The sequence below is a fragment of the Terriglobales bacterium genome (assembly GCA_035764005.1).
In the GTDB taxonomy this organism is placed as follows: Bacteria; Acidobacteriota; Terriglobia; order Terriglobales; family Acidobacteriaceae; genus Gp1-AA112.
In genome coordinates this window covers 60,193-79,835 of sequence record DASTZZ010000055.1, presented here as the reverse complement: position 1 = coordinate 79,835, position 19,643 = coordinate 60,193, and the positions used below count along the sequence as shown (strand labels likewise).

19 protein-coding genes are annotated in these 19,643 nt (G+C 56.0%); 10 read left to right on the top strand and 9 right to left on the bottom strand.

Going from position 1 to position 19,643, the window contains the following annotated elements; genetic code table 11:
• Window positions 1-70: 70 nt before the first annotated feature.
• Window positions 71-877 (bottom strand): prephenate dehydratase, encoded by an 807-nt coding sequence (pheA, locus tag VFU50_08395; protein HEU5232864.1) that lies wholly within the window; start codon window positions 875-877, stop codon window positions 71-73.
• A gap of 301 nt (window positions 878-1,178) precedes the next feature.
• Here pheA and VFU50_08390 point away from each other — a divergent pair, with 301 nt between their 5' ends.
• Entirely contained in the window at window positions 1,179-1,331 is a 153-nt protein-coding gene (locus VFU50_08390; protein ID HEU5232863.1) for a lmo0937 family membrane protein, read from the top strand.
• Between the two features lie 72 nt (window positions 1,332-1,403).
• Window positions 1,404-1,619 carry a CsbD family protein gene (locus VFU50_08385; GenBank protein HEU5232862.1) on the top strand — a complete coding sequence of 72 codons (216 nt, stop codon included), beginning with the start codon at window positions 1,404-1,406 and terminating at the stop codon, window positions 1,617-1,619.
• Window positions 1,620-1,647: 28 nt separating this feature from the next.
• On the opposite strand, the gene VFU50_08380 is transcribed toward VFU50_08385, so the two are convergent.
• The 3 genes from VFU50_08380 to VFU50_08370 all read right to left on the bottom strand — a co-directional run bounded on the left by VFU50_08380 (window position 1,648) and on the right by VFU50_08370 (window position 6,092).
• The gene (locus VFU50_08380) at window positions 1,648-3,657 is read right to left on the bottom strand and encodes a hydantoinase/oxoprolinase family protein (GenBank protein ID HEU5232861.1); all 2,010 of its coding nucleotides are present in this window, start codon (window positions 3,655-3,657) and stop codon (window positions 1,648-1,650) included.
• Between the two features lie 74 nt (window positions 3,658-3,731).
• Complete coding sequence (locus VFU50_08375) at window positions 3,732-4,601, bottom strand: UbiA-like polyprenyltransferase (protein ID HEU5232860.1); 870 nt, start codon at window positions 4,599-4,601, stop codon at window positions 3,732-3,734.
• A 60-nt stretch (window positions 4,602-4,661) separates the two neighbouring features.
• Window positions 4,662-6,092 carry a TonB family protein gene (locus VFU50_08370; GenBank protein HEU5232859.1) on the bottom strand — a complete coding sequence of 477 codons (1,431 nt, stop codon included), beginning with the start codon at window positions 6,090-6,092 and terminating at the stop codon, window positions 4,662-4,664.
• 296 nt (window positions 6,093-6,388) lie between these two features.
• On the opposite strand from VFU50_08370, the gene VFU50_08365 reads away from it, so the two are divergent.
• From VFU50_08365 to VFU50_08350, 4 genes are all read left to right on the top strand, one after another.
• Window positions 6,389-7,108, top strand: coding sequence for a lipid-binding SYLF domain-containing protein (locus VFU50_08365; protein HEU5232858.1), 720 nt, complete (start codon window positions 6,389-6,391; stop codon window positions 7,106-7,108).
• 126 nt (window positions 7,109-7,234) lie between these two features.
• The gene (locus tag VFU50_08360) at window positions 7,235-8,143 is read left to right on the top strand and encodes a lysophospholipid acyltransferase family protein (GenBank protein ID HEU5232857.1); all 909 of its coding nucleotides are present in this window, start codon (window positions 7,235-7,237) and stop codon (window positions 8,141-8,143) included.
• Window positions 8,140-9,144 carry a UDP-3-O-(3-hydroxymyristoyl)glucosamine N-acyltransferase gene (gene lpxD, locus VFU50_08355; GenBank protein HEU5232856.1) on the top strand — a complete coding sequence of 335 codons (1,005 nt, stop codon included), beginning with the start codon at window positions 8,140-8,142 and terminating at the stop codon, window positions 9,142-9,144. The genes VFU50_08360 and lpxD overlap by 4 nt, the downstream gene beginning before the upstream one ends.
• A gap of 7 nt (window positions 9,145-9,151) precedes the next feature.
• A complete protein-coding gene (locus VFU50_08350; protein ID HEU5232855.1) occupies window positions 9,152-9,727 on the top strand; it encodes a hypothetical protein in 576 nt (191 codons plus the stop codon).
• Between the two features lie 100 nt (window positions 9,728-9,827).
• Here VFU50_08350 and VFU50_08345 read toward each other — a convergent pair whose 3' ends face one another.
• Entirely contained in the window at window positions 9,828-10,730 is a 903-nt protein-coding gene (locus VFU50_08345; GenBank protein HEU5232854.1) for a halocarboxylic acid dehydrogenase DehI family protein, read from the bottom strand.
• Window positions 10,731-10,777: 47 nt separating this feature from the next.
• Complete coding sequence (gene ribA, locus VFU50_08340; protein ID HEU5232853.1) at window positions 10,778-11,410, bottom strand: GTP cyclohydrolase II; 633 nt, start codon at window positions 11,408-11,410, stop codon at window positions 10,778-10,780.
• A 40-nt stretch (window positions 11,411-11,450) separates the two neighbouring features.
• Here ribA and VFU50_08335 point away from each other — a divergent pair, with 40 nt between their 5' ends.
• Complete coding sequence (locus VFU50_08335; protein ID HEU5232852.1) at window positions 11,451-12,842, top strand: histidine kinase; 1,392 nt, start codon at window positions 11,451-11,453, stop codon at window positions 12,840-12,842.
• Here the strand turns inward: VFU50_08335 and bshA are convergent.
• Complete coding sequence (bshA, locus tag VFU50_08330) at window positions 12,812-13,954, bottom strand: N-acetyl-alpha-D-glucosaminyl L-malate synthase BshA (protein HEU5232851.1); 1,143 nt, start codon at window positions 13,952-13,954, stop codon at window positions 12,812-12,814. The genes VFU50_08335 and bshA overlap by 31 nt on opposite strands.
• Window positions 13,955-14,107: 153 nt before the next feature.
• Here bshA and VFU50_08325 point away from each other — a divergent pair, with 153 nt between their 5' ends.
• Window positions 14,108-15,592 (top strand): UDP-glucose/GDP-mannose dehydrogenase family protein, encoded by a 1,485-nt coding sequence (locus tag VFU50_08325; protein HEU5232850.1) that lies wholly within the window; start codon window positions 14,108-14,110, stop codon window positions 15,590-15,592.
• Between the two features lie 36 nt (window positions 15,593-15,628).
• Here the strand turns inward: VFU50_08325 and VFU50_08320 are convergent, their stop codons facing one another.
• Window positions 15,629-15,814: a hypothetical protein gene (locus tag VFU50_08320; protein HEU5232849.1), complete on the bottom strand. Its 186-nt coding sequence runs from the start codon at window positions 15,812-15,814 to the stop codon at window positions 15,629-15,631.
• Between the two features lie 334 nt (window positions 15,815-16,148).
• On the bottom strand, window positions 16,149-17,234 hold the full coding sequence (locus VFU50_08315; protein ID HEU5232848.1) for a hypothetical protein: 1,086 nt from the start codon (window positions 17,232-17,234) through the stop codon (window positions 16,149-16,151).
• 206 nt (window positions 17,235-17,440) lie between these two features.
• Here VFU50_08315 and VFU50_08310 point away from each other — a divergent pair, with 206 nt between their 5' ends.
• A complete protein-coding gene (locus tag VFU50_08310) occupies window positions 17,441-19,003 on the top strand; it encodes a UbiD family decarboxylase (protein ID HEU5232847.1) in 1,563 nt (520 codons plus the stop codon).
• Between the two features lie 48 nt (window positions 19,004-19,051).
• Complete coding sequence (locus VFU50_08305) at window positions 19,052-19,456, top strand: GxxExxY protein (protein ID HEU5232846.1); 405 nt, start codon at window positions 19,052-19,054, stop codon at window positions 19,454-19,456.
• Window positions 19,457-19,643 lie beyond the last annotated feature (187 nt).

The window sequence follows — 19,643 nt, the reverse complement described above, 5'->3', positions numbered from 1 at the left end:
CTACTCAAGCGTCTTGCAGGTTTGCGGTGGAATTGCTCAGGTTTGCTCCGGCAAGCTTGTGGACCAAGGCTCAGCCGGCGCGGTAGACGCCTAAAACCTTCACCATGGGGCAGATCTCTCGCAGGTGGCGCAAAGCGTTCTGAGAAGCTTGAGTCTGTCCGCACTTCAGATCGGCGTAGAAGACGTACTGCCATGGATGTCCTTTGACCGGCCGTGACTCGATCTTGCTCAGTGAGATGTCGCGAAGCGCGAAGACGGCGAGGGCTTTAAACAGCGCTCCGGGCTGGTCCGGGACAGAAAACGCAATGGAAGTTTTGTTGGCATTCTGTTCCCAGCGCTCTTTCGGAACGATCAGCAGAAAACGCGTGAAGTTTTTCGGATCGTCTTCGATTCCTGCTTTGAGAATTTTGCCCTTGTACTCGACAGCTGCCTGGCGACTCGCGATTCCCGCAGCATCTTTCGCGTTTTCGGCAATCACGTGCTTCACACTTCCAGCAGTGTCATAGAACGGGATTTGCTGAACTTCAGGGTGCGCGCGGAAGAATCCGCGGCACTGGTCGAGAGCGACTGGATGAGAGAGGACGCGGCGAAGCTGTGAAAGCTTCACTCCAGGCGCAGCAATCACGTTGTGGCGGATGCGCAGCCGATGCTCGGCGTGGATGAACAATGGATGCTCAAGCAGCAGGTCGAAGTGCTCAGTGACAGGTCCGGCAAGCGTGTTCTCGATCGGAATTACAGCAGCGTTGGCGCGCTTCTTGAGCACGGAGTCGAAAACTTCCGCAGAACGCGCGCATGGCGCCACAGTGCACGAGGGCGCCATCCGCAGCGCCGCTTCGTGACTGAATGAACCTCGCTCACCTTGAATGGCTATTTTCATTGGGCTTCCGGCTACCGGCTACCGGCTTTCGGCTTCATTTTCGGCTGCTCACGACAGTTCACAATGATAACGGAGCCTTCTATTCCAGAGAGCTGTCGGACACGCGAGCGGCAGCTCTGGTTCTACTCCGGGAATTCAGATTGCGAGAAGAAATCGCTGCAGATCCAATGACCTAGCCAGAAGCCGGTGGCCGAAAGCCGGCAGCCACAGTCCAGCCGCTCTCGATCCTCTACAACCATCCCCTGCCATTGACCGTCATATTTGGCAGAGTTAGTCGCAACACTCTTTGGGAGGTGGGCCCATGCTCTGGACCCTATTTGTCATTCTGCTAGTGCTCTGGTTGATCGGAGTTGTCAGCAGCTACACGCTCGGCGGATTCATTCATCTGCTGCTCGTGCTGGCGGTGATCGCACTGATTTTCCAGTTGCTCACCGGACGACGAACCGCACTTTAGGACGGTACGAACCCGGATAGCTGAAAAACTGCAATCCAACAAAAGAGTTCCAACAGAAGCGAGGAGGCAATCGTGGACAAGAACCGAATCAAAGGCAAGATGGACGAGATCGCAGGACGCGCAAAACGTCAGGCCGGCGAATGGACCGGCGACACGCAGGCTCAAGGCCAAGGCACTGTTGACGAAATCAAAGGCCGCGCCGAGAACGCATGGGGCAAAGTAAAAGACAGCGCCCGCAATGTGAAGGACGACATGGACAAAAAGGACAGAGAGCGGAACGCTGCCTGAGTCGGAGTTCGCCAATACAAAAAGACGCTCAATTTGAGCGTCTTTTTCTTTTTGTGCGCGTTACAAGTTCAAGTACGAGCGCACCGGAACGATGAATTGATAGTTTCCAACCCGGTGGTACGACCGTAGTAGCCGTGTACTCCGCCACAATCAATGGTCCTGAAGAAGTGAATCCCGTTTTCAGGTGCTCGCGGGTGAGCACTCTTGCTTTAAAGGCTTTCCCTGCAAACATCACTGAAGCACGCCCTTCTTTCTTCCTCTGCTTTCCCGTTTCCGAACGCATCAGGGTAGGTGAACTTTGCGCGACCGTGGCGCGGAGGCGAAGCGTAACCGCTTCTATTTTCTTTGCTGGATGGTGATATCCAAATCGGCGCTGATGCGCTTGATGGAAGTCCTCGAGCAGCGAAGCAGATTTCTTCCATGGAATCTGCAATTCGTATCCCTGGCCTTGGTAGCGCATATCAATGGAGTATTCCAGACGCGGAGGGCCCTTCCATTCCTCATGTGAGTACTCTCGCAGCGCGGCTCGTTTTAGCTCGTTGAAGATTTCGCCGATTTCCTTCGCAGAGCTCTGAAACTCGCCCACGCTAAGCAGCATGGGGGCAGTGCGGGAAAAGTCTTTGACGACATCACTGACCAGAATTCCATAAGCGGAAAGGGCTCCCGGCGCCGGCGGAACGATGACGCGCGGCATCGATAGCGCCGCCGCCAGCTCGCATGCATGAAGGGCGCCTGCACCTCCGAAGGCGAGCAGCGAGAATTCGCGCGGATCATAACCCTGTTCGATGGAAACCACGCGAATGGCTTTTTCCATGGTGGCGTTAACCACGCGAATGATGCCAGAGGCCAATTGCTCCGGAGACCATTCGAGACCATTCTGGGAAATCCATTTTGTGAATAAAGCGCGCGTACGCTTGACATCGAGACGAAACTCTCCGCCGAGAAAGTTTTCTGCACGCAAGCGGCCCAGCAACAGGTTGGCGTCGGTGACGGTTGGTTGTGTGCCTTTGCCGTAGCAGATCGGGCCAGGATCGGCTCCGGCCGATTCCGGACCTACCCGCAGCGCGCCGCCGGCATCAACGCGCGCCAGCGATCCACCTCCCGCGCCGACAGTGTGGATGTTGAGCATGGGCACGCGGACAGGGAGGCCGGCAACTTCGGCCTCTGAAGTGAGATTGAGTTTGCCCGCAAGCAGAGCAACGTCGGTGGAAGTGCCTCCCATATCGAACGAAACGATGTTTTCGAATCCTGCGGCTCGTCCCATTTCCAGCGCTCCGACGGCCCCTCCCGCAGGACCGGAGAGGACAGTTCGCACCGGCTGCGCCGCGGCGGTGCGTAGCGCGGTAATCCCTCCACTGGATTGCATCACGAATATCCGTGTCTCTCGTTCCGTGGAGAGGCGCGACTGCAGACTCTCCAAATAACGCTGCATGAGCGGCTGCAAGTAGGCGTTTACCGTTACGGTGCTCATGCGCTCGTACTCGCGAAATTCGGGAAGGATCTCGTGCGACAGCGAAAGCGGCATCGTAAGTTGCCGCAGCTGGCGCGCGACCGCGAGTTCATTTTCGGGATTCGCAAACGAGAACAGCAGACATACAGCGACTGACTCAGGACTGCGCTCTCGAATGGTTCGCAAAAGCGTAGTCAGTTCGCCCGATGACGGAGCGCGCTCCGCTGTCCCATCGGGCCGGGTGCGTTCTTGAACGCCGAAGCGCAGCTCGCGAGCGACCAGAGGCTCAATCCTTGTGACGTTTAGATCGTAGAGTTTGGGACGAGCCTGCCGCCCAATTTCGATCGCATCTTCAAATCCAGCCGTCGTTATCAACGCAGTTCGTGCGCCTTTCCGTTGCAGCAGCGCGTTGGTTCCTACCGTTGTACCGTGGAGCAGGACGACCTCACATTCGCAACCGTCTGCGATTTTCTCTACTGCCGCTGCGATGGCCTCGGATGGATCGTGAGGCGTGGAAAACACTTTCAGGATTCTGAGGCGGCCATTTTCGATCCAGACGCAATCGGTAAAAGTGCCGCCCGTATCCACGGCGATGCGTACCGGCGAAGCTTGCTTGTTTCGAGAGGAAGCCAGGCTGATCTCCGCAATTCCGAAAACGGATTTTACCGAAAGCGTGGAAGAAGCAGGTCGGCAGCAACGAAAAGAAACAGCACGACAGAGATGATGCCGTTCATGGTGAAGAATGCGGCGTTCAGTTTCGAGAGATCTTTTGCCGAGACAAGCGAGTGCTCGTACCCAATCAGAAGGGCAACGACTATTACTCCGGCGATAGCCAGCTTGCCCAGCCCAAAGACAAAAACTACCGCGAATAGGAACGCGAGCATGATCGCATGCATCATTCGCGCCAGCAGAAGCGCATTCGCGATTCCATAATGGCGCGGCACCGAGTGCAGCCCAAAGCTGGTGTCGAACTCACAGTCCTGACATGCATAAAGCACATCGAAGCCGCCCACCCAGAACATCACTGCTCCCGTGAGCAGAAGGATGCGCGGATCAAGCGAGCCGCGAATCGCAATCCATGCAGCGGCGGGAGCGATGCCCAGAGCGAATCCCAATACCAGGTGTGACCATCTCGTGAATCGCTTCGTATACGAGTAGAGGAAAACAATCGCCAACGCCACTGGAGAAAGAATCAGCGTTAGACGATTGAGCATTGCCGCTGAAAGGACAAAAACGGCACTGGCAATCACAACAAACGCCGCGACGAAGTTTTTATTCAGAATTCCTGCCGGCAGAGCGCGTTGGCTGGTTCGCGGATTTGCGCCGTCAATCTCTGTATCGGCATAGCGATTAAAAGCCATCGCGGCCGAACGCGCAGCGACCATCGCGACGATGATCCACAGAAGCTGCCACACAGGCGGCCATCCATTGCTGGCCAGCATCGCGCTGCAGAGGGCGAAGGGAAGCGCAAAGATCGAGTGCTCCCATTTGATCATCTCCAGCGAGACACGCACGTTGTGCAGCGTGGACATGCGCATCCATTTTAACCATTGGAGAGGTCAAGAAAGATTTGTGGAGAAATTGCGCAGACTCTAGCGCCAGTGAAAGTCCAGTTTCACGATTTCCGTGCTGGCAACCGGCTTGTCGCCCAGCATCGCCGGCTGATATTTCCAGCGTTTCACACAGTCGGTTGCGGCAGCTCGAAGTAACGGCGGTCCTGAAACAACTGTGATGTTGCTGACTGCGCCCGTGGGATCGACGTTCACATTAAGCAGAACCTCGCCTTCCACATGGAGCTGGCGGGCCATTGAGGGGTACTGTGCCGGAACGGAACGGATCAAGTGCGCGGGAACGGCCTTCTTCGGAACTTCTGCGGCCAAAACTGCGGCATGAGCCGGCACGTCGGCGACCACGTCTTTCAGCGCTTCCGGTTTGGCGACGCTGGCGCTTTCGGTTACGCGCAGAGGCAGAGCAATCGGCTCATCGCTTGCATCTTCGACTTTGCTTTTGCGGGCCGCTGCGTAGGAAGAACCATGTCGCACTGCCACTGGCGTTTCAGGCGCCACGCCTACAGCTTCAGTTTGTATTGATTCAGCGGCGGGCTGGGCAGGGACTTGGGGCAATTGGGCATTTACGTCGGACGCACTGGAGCCTGCCACGCCAGGCCGAGCTGAAACCGAAGCGTCGGAAGATACAGATTCCGGTGCATCCGTCGCGTCTACCGCGCTTGCCTGGGTGACATTCGATTGCTTTGCCGGTATCGCCCGAGCGATCTTCTGCGCGATCTTGCGAACTTCCGGGGCAGGTGTAGCCTCAAGCAGCTGTGGCTTATTTGCAAACCAGTAGCGCGCGCCTACAGCGGCTCCGGAGACTGCGGCGAAAAATATTGCTGAGTAGACAGCCTTCTTGCGCTGCTCACGCTTATGAGCAGCGCGATTGGCTGCACGGAATTGCGCGACGGAATCGGCCGTCGCGACTTTTGTTGCGATTCGTTCGGGAGAATGGGCGCGTCCCCCATTGAAATCTCGTGCGACGGAATCTGCAAGGACGAGGATGTCCTTATCCGAAACTGCACTCGCCTGGCGCGACTGTGAATTGGGATTGCTGATTTGCGGCGCGGTACTCGCGACTGAAGGCTTCGGGTCTTCTGAGGGAAACTGCACCGGCCAGAATTCCGGCTGAGCACTGGTGAATTCGATTTCAACCTGGTGCGTGCCGTTCAACCCCGGCTCCACTCCAATCGCGTGGCATTCTGCCGTGCGGCCATTCTTCAGATTCTGGAGAGTCAGCTTGTTGCCGGCACGCATTGATAGCGTGGTGCTCAACACGCAACCGCGGAGCGTGACGAACTGGGTGCGCGGCTGGTCTTTTCCACCAAACTGATCGCGTATCTCTACAGGCAGTGAAACGGCAATGCGGACCACCCGCTTGCTGCGCGTAGCATGGGCTAACGCAGCGCTATCGGAGACACCGCCGATCGGCTGATCGGCCTCGAGTGCTGAAAAATCGCTTCGCTGCGTCATCTTGCCTCTTCCCGAATTGAGATTCGGTGCCTCGATTACACACCTTATTTACCTTGTAAGGCATATCACGAAAGGCCCAACAGCAGGACGAACTCGGCATAGCACTTTCGTGCATTACCTACTCGCGTTACTATCGGACTAGTACCGTTGCGTAGCGGATCAGAACCTGTGGTGCTTGTGGTCCACGCCTCGGTCTGGAAGCATGTCAGTACCGTCGGCGGTAGCGGATGGATTCGAGAATTGACCCAACCACCACTGCGGAGGTACGCACAGAAACCGACATTGCAAGCAAAGGAATGAACTTGATCAAAAAACTCCTCCTTACATCTACGGCTCTGTTGTTAGTAGTTTTCTGTTTCCCTGGCCTTAGCTATGCCAAAGACGAAGGCGACCGGGCCAAGCTGCAGGAGCGTCTGGATAAAGCGGGAACGATTTTGAACCAGGTAACCGCGGCTCCGGACAAAGGCATTCCGCAGGAGATATTGGCGCATGCTGAATGTGTCGGCGTGATTCCGTCGCTGATGAAGGCGGGTTTTGGGTTCGGCGGCGAGTACGGCCAGGGGGTGGTGACGTGTCGCACCGCGCACGGGTGGAGCGCTCCGGCTTTTTATCGCCTCGGCGGTGGGAGCTTTGGACTGCAAATCGGCGGCGAGGCAGTCGATCTGGTGATGCTTTTCATGAACGAGAACGGGGTGCATTCTTTGCTGGCGCATAAAGTGAAGATTGGCGCCGACGCCTCGGCATCAGCTGGTCCAGTAGGACGTACCGCCGCCGCGGAAACGAACATCGCGCTGCAAACCGAGATTCTTACTTACTCTCGCTCCAGAGGCATCTTCGCGGGAATCTCACTGAAGGGTGCATGGATTGAGCAGAACGGCGGTGACACACGGACTTTCTATGGACGCGACATGAACTTCCGCACCATCCTAGGCGGAACTGTGCGTCCCCCGGCGGGTTCTGAAGGATTCCTATCCGCTGTACGAAAGGACTTCGGCGAGGCTAAAGCATCGCGTTAATTTAGCGATTATCTAGAATGGAACAGGCTGTGTCCTCGGCGTAAGAGAAGAGCGCCCGCCGCTACCGCAGCGGGTTCTGCAGTACGTTGCAAGTCTTCGCAGTCGAATGATAGCGTCGCGATTCGCATGCGGGAGAACCTCGAATACGTACTGGTCTGGGCATTTGTTCACACCGTCGGCGCGCTGCCGAGCCCGATCGCCATCGGAGTCGGCAAATTCCTTGGATTCCTCGCGTATGCGGTAATGTCCAGGCTGCGAAAAGTCGGACTTCGCAATCTTCAGATCGCATTTCCGCAAATGACCGAGAAGCAGCGAAGGCGAATCGTCTTCCAGCTCTTTCAAGGCTTAGGACGACAGCTCGCCGAGTTCTGCATGTTTCCGCGATATACATCAGAGAACGCGCGCAAGGTGGCCACGTATGATGGCTTCGAAAACTACGAAGCTGCGCGAGCTGGCGGCTGCGGAGTGCTCCTGCTCACCGCGCACATTGGAGGATGGGAAATCGGGTCCTTCGTTCACTCCATTTTCGGGAATCCCATCAAGATCGTCGTGCGCCGGCTGGACAACCGCAAAGTGGATGCGCTCGTCGATCAATATCGAACGCTCCACGGCAATGAGACCTTCGCAAAAGAGGACTTCGCGCGCGGGCTTCTGGCAGCCATGAAAGCGGGCGAGACGGTTGGTATCTTAATGGACACCAACATTACTCCTCCCCAAGGAGTCTTCGTCGATTTCTTCGGTGTGCCAGCCTGTACCGCTTCGGGAATGGCGCGAGTAGCGTTGCGGTCTGGTGCTGCCGTGGTTCCGGCATTCACGATTTGGGATAGGCAGTTGAGGAAATATCGCGTGCGCTTCGATCCGGCGTTAACGCTCGTTTCCACCGGCGACGACGATGCGGATGCAGTAGCAAATACCGCACTATTTACGCGGGTGATCGAGGAGTACGCCGCAAAATATCCGGAGCAATGGTTGTGGGTGCATCGCCGCTGGAAAACACGGCCACCGGGCGAGCCTCCAATTTATAAGGCTTCATGAAGGGCCACAGCTACAAGATTGGAGATCTCGCCGCACGCTTTGGCGCACAGTTGCAAGGCGATGCCACAACTCTGGTTAGCGGTCTCGCGAGCATCAGCGCGGCTCGCGAGGGCGATCTCGTCTTTGCTTATGATGAGGATAAATTTGAGCAGGCGCTGGACTCGCACGCGACGGCGGTCGTCACGGGTCGGTTTGCGAACACGCCGCGCCGCGACAAGCCATTCCTGATTGCCGACAATCCCAAGCTTCTATTTGCGCGTATCGCCGCCGAGCTTTACCACCAGGCCGCGGTGGAAGGTCACGATGAGAGCGCCCAAATTCATGTGGCCGCGCAGATTGGCGAGCACACGTTTATTGGTCCTGGAGCGGTGATTGAAGAAGGCGCTCGCGTCGGCGACTACACGACCGTCGGCGCAAATTCCGTGATTGGGAAAAATGCGCACATTGGGAGTCACTGCCGCATTGACCCTAACGTGACGATTTATGCTCACGCCAGGTTAGGTGATCGCGTCATCATACAAGCCGGTACTGTGCTTGGATCGACGGGCTTCGGCTACGTTCAGGATGAGCATGGCCGACATCAACTGTTTCCCCAAATCGGAGGACTGTTGATCGAAGATGACGTCGAGATTGGCGCGAACTGCACCATAGATCGCGGCTCGCTCGATCAGACGGTGATCCGCCGTGGCGCCAAGATCGACAACATGGTTCACTTAGGGCACAACGTCGAGATTGGCGAGAATGCTGTCATTGCTGCGCAGACTGGAATTTCCGGAAGTTCCCGAATTGGTCCTGGAGCAATGATCGGAGGTCAGGTAGGCATAGGCGAGCATGCTGAAGTCGAAGGTGGAACGATTCTGGGCGGGCAAAGCGGCGTTCTGAACGGCAAAGTGTTACGCGGGAAGGGAATCGTCTTTTGGGGCACGCCAGCGCGTCCGCTGAAGGAATATCTGAAGGAGCTTGCCACGCTCGCGCGTCTGTCCCGCAAAGGAACAAAGTAGCTGCTTCATGGCGCTGATCGTAGTTGGCGGCCAGGCAAAGCATGTGGGAAAGACGACGCTGGTCTGCGAGATCATCCGCCATTTTGTCAGTGCCCACTGGACGGCAGCGAAGATCACCTCACATTCTCACCAACCGCAAGAATGCCTCTCAATTGCGTCCGAATCGGGCTGGACAATCTGGGAGCAGAGCGCCAGCGATTCACACGTGGATACAGCGCGATATTTGGAAGCCGGAGCCGTGCGATCCATGTTGGTCTCGACTGAATCAGAAAGTCTGGCCGCGGCTTGCGTCGCCTTAAAAGCGGAATTCTCCGCAAATGACAATGCGATTGTAGAATCAACCGCCGGTGCGGAACTGCTCGCGCCAGATCTATTCTTGCTGGTTATGGATCCCGGCAGCGACGAAATCAAGGCTGCGGCCAGCGAACAACTCGCGCGAGCCAACGCGCTGCTCGTGAGTGCGGAGGCGCGCTCGAGCAGCGCTGTTAAGTGTCCAAAGCACATTCATGCATTTTCCAGGGTCAGAAACGGAATCGATGTTGGTTTAGCAAAGATGATCGGTGAGCTGTTGAGAAAAACGTAGCTTCTGAGCTAAGACATTCCGTCCTTCGGGCTGGTACATGGAGACCCGGCCGCTTCAAACGGATTGCGTGAGGTGAGTGCCTTGACGATTCAACACCGCCTCAAGCTGCCCGTTTTGGGAACTCTGTTTGCGGGCCTGTCTTCCCGGTGTTGCCGCCCTCCAGGGAGATCTTGGCAAAGGCGATGTTCAGGACAAGACCGGACAGGAGATCGAGAAATTCTTCGGTGATGTGAATGGCGGCGCTAATCTCCTCGGCGCTGAGGCCTGATTCCTGCATGCGCTCGACTGTGAGTTGCGGAGCATTCGGAAGATCGCCCGCAAGCGTTAGAGCCGAGTCGTGCAGCGCACGTCGATTTTCGCTGTAGAGTGGGGACGAGACTGTCGGTTTGAGCGCACCCCAATACATGTTGAGGAAATCGGGAAAGCGCGCGAAAGCCTGGTAGTCGGTGTTCACGACTGTGACTCCCAGCGTGCGTTTGATATCGTCAAAAATCTTTCGGATTGGCGCCGACGCCTCTTCTTCCGAAATCTTGATCGGCTTGTGAGTGAAGACGGGATGCTCCGCATTGCGCTCTGCAGTTTTCGCCATTGGCGGTCCATCCTCGAATGCTTGCAACTGAGCGGCGGCAATCAAAAGCAGGAGAGGGTTGTTGTAGTGCAACAGCTCGACCAAGTCGGTGAGTTCGTGCTGAGCCCCGGTTGAAAAATGTACTTGCTGGATGCTCGCGCAAAGGTCAGGTACCGTGAAGTAATTGTGTGTCCGGGTGTACGCCTCACCCCGCAGTCGCTCTGCGCAACGAAAGAATTCTTGCGTTTCGAGGCACGGACGCAAAGCGTTCCAGATCGCATCCAGAGCTGCGGGATAGGCGCCATACGCCTGAAAGATGACGTTCACATGAGGAACGCCGAGCGCAGCCTTGATCTCCTGGTAGATTTCCAGAGTGCGGCCCGAGGCTTCCGCCTCACGCACAAGAGTCAGGCGCCGTTTGCGGCTCAAAGGCATGGATGGTGTGATGACGCACTGTGGCGCACAGATGTCATCACAAGCATTTACTCACTGCTTCCGAGTAAATGACCCAGCTTCTCTCGTTTTGTTCTCAGATATGCGGCAGAATGTGCGCTCGTCTCCGGCTCGCAGGGAACCCGCTCGATTACATGCACGCCGGCAGCTTCAAGTGCGGATACCTTCTGAGGATTGTTGGAAATTAGTCTTATTTCACTCACATCCATTGCCCTGAGAATAGCCGCAGGCAGTTCGAACTCGCGATGATCGGCTTTGAAGCCGAGTTTCTCGTTGGCTTCGACGGTATCGAGTCCCTGGTCCTGAAGCTCGTATGCCTGCAGCTTAGCGATGAGTCCGATGCCCCGGCCTTCCTTCTGTTCATAAAGCAGAATTCCTGCTCCAGCATCGGCGATCATCCGCAGAGCGAGTTCAAGTTGTTGCCGACAGTCACAGCGGAGAGAGTGGAACACGTCTCCAGTCAGACATTGCGAGTGAATGCGCACGAGAGGAGGCGCAGATTGAATGTCTCCCATCACGACCGCCACAGCGGCTTCCGGGCGGCAGGTCTCAGGATCGCGCTGGCTCCCCTCGAATCCCAGAATGCGGAAGTTGCCGAACTGAGTGGGAAAGTCAGCTTCAGCGCGCTTGGTCGCCTGAATTCGAGTAGGAGAGGTGCCCATCTCTCGAATTATAGCGATCGATTCCTGCTAGGCTTAGGGCGTGGATGAGAAGCTGATCCTCATTACGCTGCTGATTCGGCTTGGCGTAGTCGCGGCCATCGCCAGCGCCGTGGTGCGGTCTCGCTACTTCAAGTCGGTTTTATTTCGCAATGAGGTGCGCAGCGCGCGCCAGCAGATCAACATCGTCCTCTTCGTTGGCGTACCAGTTGCCTTAGGCGTATGGGTGCGCGCGATGGTCCCGAACTTCTCCGCTGCCGATGTGGCGTTTGAGAGCGCGATCATCGTGGGGGTGATGGGCGGGCGGTTGGCGGGGGTAGGACTTGCAGCACTATGTGCCGTTCCAGAGTTGTGGGTGCATGAGTTTCTTTCCTTTCCTATGAACGCTCTAGCTGGGTACGTCGCCGGAGCTTTTCGAGAGTTCGCCGCGAACCGTGAGGACATCTGGTCGTTTTCTCCAATGGTTGATCTCAGCATCTATCGCTGGGTTCGACGAAACTTTCCACGTCCGCGCCATGACTGGCAGGTTGCGTTCTTTGTAGGAATTCTGCTGCTGCAATTTCTGCGGGAGCAAGTTGGGCGCGCCTTTCCCAATCACGTCTTTTTCCTGAGCAGCAACAATCTGTGGGTGGAAGTGGCCATCTATGCGGGAACCATTGCCGCAGTCGCTATTCCCATAAAGGTCTGGAACGCAACTCGCATCGAATTGAAGCTTGAAGAGCAGGAACGTCTTCTGCTGCAGGCTCGACTCGATGCCCTGCAGAGTCAGATCAACCCGCACTTTCTTTTTAATACGCTGAATTCCATCTCTTCTCTGGTGCGAGTGAGGCCGGAGCAGGCACGCGAGTTGATTGTGAAGCTGGCGAATATTCTTCGCTCTCTTCTCAAGAAGCACGATGCTTTTGTGCTATTGCGGGATGAGATCGACTTCATCGACAACTATCTCGACATCGAAGTTGCGCGTTTCGGCTCAGAGAAGCTGCGCGTGATTAAAGATCTTGAGCCGCAGACGCTCGATGTAATCGTCCCCAGCATGATGCTGCAGCCAATTATCGAGAACGCGATCAAGCACGGATTGGCGCCGAAGATCGACGGTGGCAGCATCGTCCTGCGCAGCCGTTTTCAGCCGGAACATCGTTTGCGCATCGACATTGAAGACAACGGCGTTGGCATGACTACGAGCAACGGCAAGTTTGGCGAGAGAAGAAGATTTGCCCGTGACGGCGACGAGACTGAGGCTCACGTCGAGGGTATAGGAATGTACAACGTCGCCGAGCGTCTGCGCGTGCTGTACGGAGCGAACGCTCACATGACCGTCCAGAGCAGTCCCGGAATAGGAACCCGGATTTCAATCGAAGTTCCATTACTTCAGACGGAGCGAGAGTTCTCTGCCGCTTCGGCAATTTACGAGGCGCGTTCCAGCACTAGTCGATAGAACTTTTCATACTCGGGAATAATCCTGGAGGCGCAGAAGCGCGATTGCGCCTCGAATCGCGCCAGCTTGCCCATTTCGTGCAAGCGCTTCTCGTCGGAAAGAACTTCAATTGCATACGCGGCCATCTGCTCCACGTCTCCGACAGGAGCAAGAAATCCGTTCTTGCCGTGCTCGACTACCTCCGGCATTCCGCCTTCGTTGGTGCCGATGGTTGGTACTTCGCATGCCATGGCTTCGAGAGCAGCCAGACCGAAGGACTCGAGCTGACTCGGGAGAAGCATCAAATCCGAGATGGCAAGCTTCTCGTGGACATTGCCCTGCTTTCCTAAAAAGTACACGCGATTCAACAGTCCGAGACGCCGGACCTGCCATTCCGCCGCCGAGCGCTCGGGACCATCGCCAATCATGATTAGCCGTGAGGGAACCTTCTCCTGCACGCGATGAAAGATTTCGATTACATCTCCAATTCGCTTTACCGGGCGAAAATTCGAGAGATGGACGAGCAGCTTCTCCTCAGGTTCGGCAAACACGGATCGCTCGGCGCTGATGTCTTTTGGTCGCTTGTAAAGATCGCAGTTAACGAAGTTATGAATTACCTCGATCGGCTTGCGTACTGCGAACTCTTGAATCGTTCTCTCGCGCAAGTAGTCGGAGATGGCAGTAACACCATCGCTCTCCTCGATCGAGAACCGCGTGACCGGCAAGTAAGAAGGGTCTTGTCCGACCAGCGTGATGTCGGTCCCATGCAGAGTAGTGACGTAAGGCAAGTGCCGAGCGAAAGTTGCCTTAGCAAGCATTTGCCGCGCCAGCATTGCGCTGACCGAATGGGGAATGGCGTAGTGCACGTGCAGCAGGTCAAGATCATAGATCTCGGCTACTTCCGCCATGCGAGTAGCGAGTGCCAAGTCGTACGGAGGGTACTCAAACAAGGGATATTGCGAGACCGTCACCTCGTGATAGCGAATATTGTCGTGAGGCGCCGTGAGACGAAAAGGCTGCGAGTAGGAGATGAAGTGAACCTCATGCCCGCGATTCGCCAGTTCGATGCCGAGCTCGGTCGCGACCACTCCACTGCCGCCGTAAGTGGGATAGCATGTGATTCCTATTTTCATTTGCTGGAGCAGGATACCGGAATTGGATGTGCGTGCCCGATTTACGCTGCAGGAAATCTGGTCGGAGCTGGATCTCGAGTCGCCGATACGTGCTTTTTGTTGTGGGATAAATCTGCGTCACATCCTTGGCGCGCTTCGGCACTCGCGCACTCTATGAAAAGTGCAACTAACGCTACTTACCTTCGCATCGACAAACAAGTGCACACAAATCATAGCGACAGACCAAAAGAATCTCTCAATATTGCCATTGTGGGCTCAGGATACGTTGGCCTGGTAGCCGGCGCTTGCTTTGCCGAAATTGGACATCGAGTCATCCTGGTCGACAGCGACGAGAAGAAAATCGCCGCGCTCCGGAATGGGAAAGTTCCAATCCACGAAGAGTTCCTGCCTGAGTTGATCACCAGGCATTCCGGCACGAGGCTCTCGTTCACTCAAGATTTGGCCTCCGCCGTTCGCGCCTCTGATGCCATTTTTATCGCAGTGGGTACGCCTCCAACCGAGGACGGCGAGGCAGATCTTTCCTACGTCGAGCAGGTGGCCTGTGAAATCGCCGAGGCGATTGATAGCTACAAAGTTGTCGTTGAGAAGAGCACCGTGCCGGTGTACACCAACGAATGGATTCGACGAGCAATGGTGCTGAACGGCACCGCGGAGGAGATGTTCAGCGTGGTTTCGAATCCGGAGTTCCTGCGCGAAGGAACTGCGGTGACGGATTTTCTATATCCAGACCGAATCGTCATCGGCGCCGATAGCGAGCGGGCGGCGCAGATGCTGCGGCGAATTTACGAGCCTCTTACATCCGGCCGCTACTACGAAGACAAGCTCGCGATCCCGAGTCCGGCGAGAGCCAACATTCCTGCAAGACTCATTCTGACCAGCGCAAAGAGTGCGGAGCTCATCAAGCATGCGTCAAACGCCTTTTTGGCGATGAAGATTTCATTTGTGAACGCCGTCGCGAACATTTGCGAGCAGGTTGGAGCCGATGTTCAGCAGGTAACCGATGGGATCGGGACGGACTCACGCATTGGAGCAAGGTTCCTGCGTCCAGGAATCGGATATGGTGGTTCGTGCTTCCCCAAAGACGTCTCAGCATTCCAGGCAGTGGCAGCGGAAGTGGGATACGAATTCCGTCTTCTTGAGGAAGTACGCGCGATCAATCAGCAGCAGCGTAAGCGCTTTCTGCGGAAAGTGCGGCGGGCGTTGTGGAACTTGCGCGGAAAGAACCTCGCCGTCCTCGGTTTGGCATTCAAGGGTGGGACTGACGATGTCCGGGAATCGCCGGCCATCGCGATTATCGAGTGCCTTGTGCATGAAGGCTGCCGCATCTCTGCATTTGATCCCGCAGCGATGGAACAAGCGAAAGCGGTGCTTGGCTCATCGGCAATTCGATTTTCCGAAGACGCCTACGATGCAGCGCACAATGCTGATGCCGTGTTGATACTCACGGATTGGGAGGAGTTCGCGAATCTCGATTTGAAACGCCTGCACAAAGAGCTGCGTCATCCCGTAGTGGTCGATGGACGGAACCTCTACCGTCCCGAGCAAATGGCCAAAGCCGGATTGATGTACTCCAGCATTGGAAGACCGGACGCGATGCCGGTGAATACGGCCATCGCAGGTCTGAGGCGAGTCGCTTAGCCTAAATTTGGGCCCGGTCGCCCGACGCCACGTTTTCTAAGCTGCTGAAGGCTCCGGATCGTCGTCATCAGAATTGCCCAGCAGCTTATCCGCTAGCTCCAGCCAGCGATTAATGCGAGCGCCTTCGTGGTTCTCGCGCTCGGCCCTGGTGAGCATATTCCCGGTTAAGAAACGAGGATTTCTTTCCCGTTCCTCGTGATTCTTCCACCATTTCTTGGCCATCGTTTTTTCCTGGGCCGTGGCAGCTTAGGGGAGAGTACCCGGCGACATTGGCAATAGATGCCGCCCAGGCTGACCCGAGTTGCACGTAACAGCACTGTTATCAGAAGCTTGGACCCAACCACTTGACGGTACGTCACTCAGGAGTGGAAGACAGAACCACCTTAGTCCCGCGCATCGGAAGAGAAATCCGGAGGCCAAAAATGCCGGCAGAGAAAGGCGCAAGAACAAAGAAGGCGAAGCATAGCAGCGCACGCAAGAAGGGCGGTGAGCGGAAGACGAGCACGAGTCGGAGAAAGAGCCGCACACGTCCGCATCGCGAGCCTAAGCTCTAGGCTTACCAGACTCCCTTATCGCTGCCGGTGATCTTGAACGCAACCGCCGCAGCGGAGGCCAGATACGGCAGGAGTCCGAGACGAAAAGTTCCGGGGACATCGCCGCGCATGGCGGTGTGCGTAACTTGATGCGTGTACAACGCCGCCCCGTGGGGAAGCACCGGAACGCGCAAGAACCGCGCGCGAGGCTTGATCTCATTGCCGCCAAAGCGGGCCGCTGTGACAACGAAATTGGGTAATGCCAGCGGAATTCCGCGAAATTGCTTCACGTGGTCTGAAACGATAGCAAGATAAGTCGCGACGCCGGGCCAAATACCCGCCGCTTCCGTTGACCGCTTGAGTTCGTCGAAATTCAACTCGCCCGATTCGACGATCGCGGCCGAGTTCACAATGTCGCAAACGCGGAAGTAGAAGTGCCGATACATCCGCTGCAGTGTCGCCACGACGATCCGCTCTTCCGGAGCAGGCACGTTGTAGGTCTTCTCTTCGACGACTTTTAGCACTCGCCGCGTGACAAACCTGCGCGCAAGCGCGGTATGTTCACCTGTCTGTCCCAGCCGCTGGACGTGAATTTCCACCGATTCCTTCAGCCCAGGCACAGCGAAGTTCCATTTGTTGGCGAGGCGGTCACCCCAGCTTCGCGGCTCGATATGAGCATTGAATTTGCTAGTCATCACGTTGCAAATCGATCTCTCATCAGCGGTGCTGTACAGGTCGAGATCGTTGCCGAGATCGGGATAATGGTCGAGCGATTTCATCACCGTCGTAGGGCAATTCGCCGCTTCCAGTTCATTGCAAATTTCCTGCAGGTAAACCAGCGCGGTTGAAATCCTTTTGTGTTCCTTTTCCAACTCGGTGGCTGCCCAGCCTGCCAGTCGAGTGTTTCCACTGCGGGTAGCGAAGTCGAGGACGGTGTTGAGCGCTCGCACTATCACGTGGTGCGAGTCAGCCAGTGACAGAAACTCAGCCTGCTCCTGCGGGGTGAGCGATGCCACCAGATCGGTCGCCCTGGAACCCTGAATCGGGCTCAGAGTAAGGGTGAAAAGTGCATTCAGGTACTCTGCTTCGCGATTGATCTTCGTGGACATCGGGCGCGCAACACCTCGCTGTAATGATTTCGAAATGTAGGATGTGTGCTGCTGGATTGTGGTTGGACGCTGAACCGGCAGCTTCTAAGCTGCTAAGCTCCTAAGCTTCTAAGCCTGAAAGCACTCATTCGTATAATCGAGCTTCTTCTTCTCATTCCAGCGCTGAGGCTCAGCAGCTTAGGAGCTCAGCAGCTTAGGAGCTTCTTTTGTCCTACAAAGACCTGCGTGACTGGATTTCCGCCCTTGATCGTGCCGGCGAACTGAAGCGCATTCGGGTCGAAGCGGATCCGATCCTCGAAATTACGGAAATTGCCGACCGCGTATCCAAATCCAAGGGCGCGAGACCAGGCGGCCCTGCTCTTTTGTTTGAAAACGTTAAAGGACATCCCGGGTCGAAGCTGTTGATCAACCAATTCGGTTCCGAGCGGCGAATGCAGATGGCGCTCGAAGTGGACTCGCTCGACGAAATCGCAGGACGCATCCGCGAGCTGCTCAACATGAAATCGCCCGAGGGCTTTCTGGAAAAATTGAAGATGCTGCCCATGCTCGCGGAGATGGGCAAGTTCTTTCCAAAAACACTTTCCACTGGTCCATGCAAAGAAGTTATTAAGCGCGAAAAGTTCTCTCTGCTCGACTTTCCCATTTTGAAATGCTGGCCTCAGGACGGCGGGCGCTTCATCACCCTGCCGTGCGTCATCACGCGCGATCCGAGAACCGGTAAGCGCAATGTCGGCATGTACCGCATGCAGATCTACGACGAGCGCACCACGGGCATGCACTGGCAGCGGCAGAAAGTCGCCGCCGAGCATTACCGCGAACGGCTACGCATGGGCGCGGCCGCGGGATCGAGCGGGGCAGAAACAAGCAGCGCAGTCGATATCATGGCGCGCTCCTCCGGGGGGAGCATGCTCGCGGAAGGAGATCGCCCGTCCGGAAAGATGGAAGTTGCTGTTGCCATCGGCACTGAGCCTGCCCTCACGTTTTCAGCCATCGTTCCCGCACCGCCTGATGTCGAGGAATTCATCATCGCCGGCTTCCTCCGCCAGCAGCCGGTCGAGCTGGTGAAATGCGAAACCGTCGATCTCGAAGTGCCAGCAAATGCTGAAATCATTCTCGAAGGGTACGTGCAGCTCGATGAGCTGCGGCCTGAAGGCCCATTTGGCGATCACACCGGCTTCTACACGCTCGAGGACGACTACCCGGTATTCCATGTCACCTGTATCACTCACCGTAAAGATCCTATCTATGCGACAACAATCGTAGGCAAGCCTCCCATGGAAGACGCCTGGATGGGCAAAGCCGTCGAACGAATCTTCCTTCCCTTGATGAAACTGACGATTCCCGAGATCGTCGATGTAAATCTCCCGGTCGAAGGCGTCTTTCACAACCTGATGATCGTCTCCATCCGCAAGTCATATCCCGGCCAAGCGCGCAAAGTCATGAACGCCGTGTGGTCTCTCGGCCAGGCGATGTTTACGAAGTGCATCGTCGTGGTCGATGAAGATGTGGACGTGCACGACATCGGTGAAGTCACGCTCAAGGTCTTCAACAACATCGATCCCGAACGCGACATCCAGTTCACACTGGGCCCTATCGACTCTCTTGATCACTCCTCCCGATTGCCGAACTATGGTTCCAAAATGGGCATCGATGCGACGCGAAAATGGTCCACGGAAGGCTTCTCCCGCCCCTGGCCGGATGAAATTCAGATGGATCCTGTCGTGAAGGCGCTCGTTGATAAGAAATGGAAGAGTTTTGGAATCGAATAGAACCGCCACGGATTTCACGGATTTTACGGATCACACGGAGAGAACAGAATGAAGCACGAAGCACTGACTGAGAAACTGATTGGAATCTTCTACTCCGTTTATAACGATCTTGGGCATGGTTTTCTGGAGAGCATTTATCAGAAGGCTTTTACTTTGCATTTAGCGAGGAACGGGTTGAAATTCGAGGAACAGAAATCCATCCGTGTGGTGTACATGGGAGTTGACTTGGGTGATTTCCGCGCCGATCTGGTCGTCGAATCGCTGGTGATTGTCGAGCTGAAGGCAGTTGCGGCGCTAGAGAAAGCACACGAACGTCAGTTGCTCAACTACCTGCGGGCGACGAACGTCGAAGTGGGCCTGCTGCTGAATTTTGGTCCAACGGCTCAGATCAAACGGCTGTTGTTCGATAATGAAAGAAAGCCCAACCAGAGCCAAGCTGCGGCTGCTGGATAATCCACTTCAAATCCGCTAATCCGTAAAATCCGTGTGATCCGTGGCGGTTTTTCTGTCCGTTTCCGAACAGTTAACGCTGACGACGAACATGCCCCCAATAAGCTGAACTCGTAAGCTCAACAAATGCCTAGCAATATCACGGCACAAAGGGTGCTAACTCAATCAATGTTTAGCCGTCTGGAGTGTT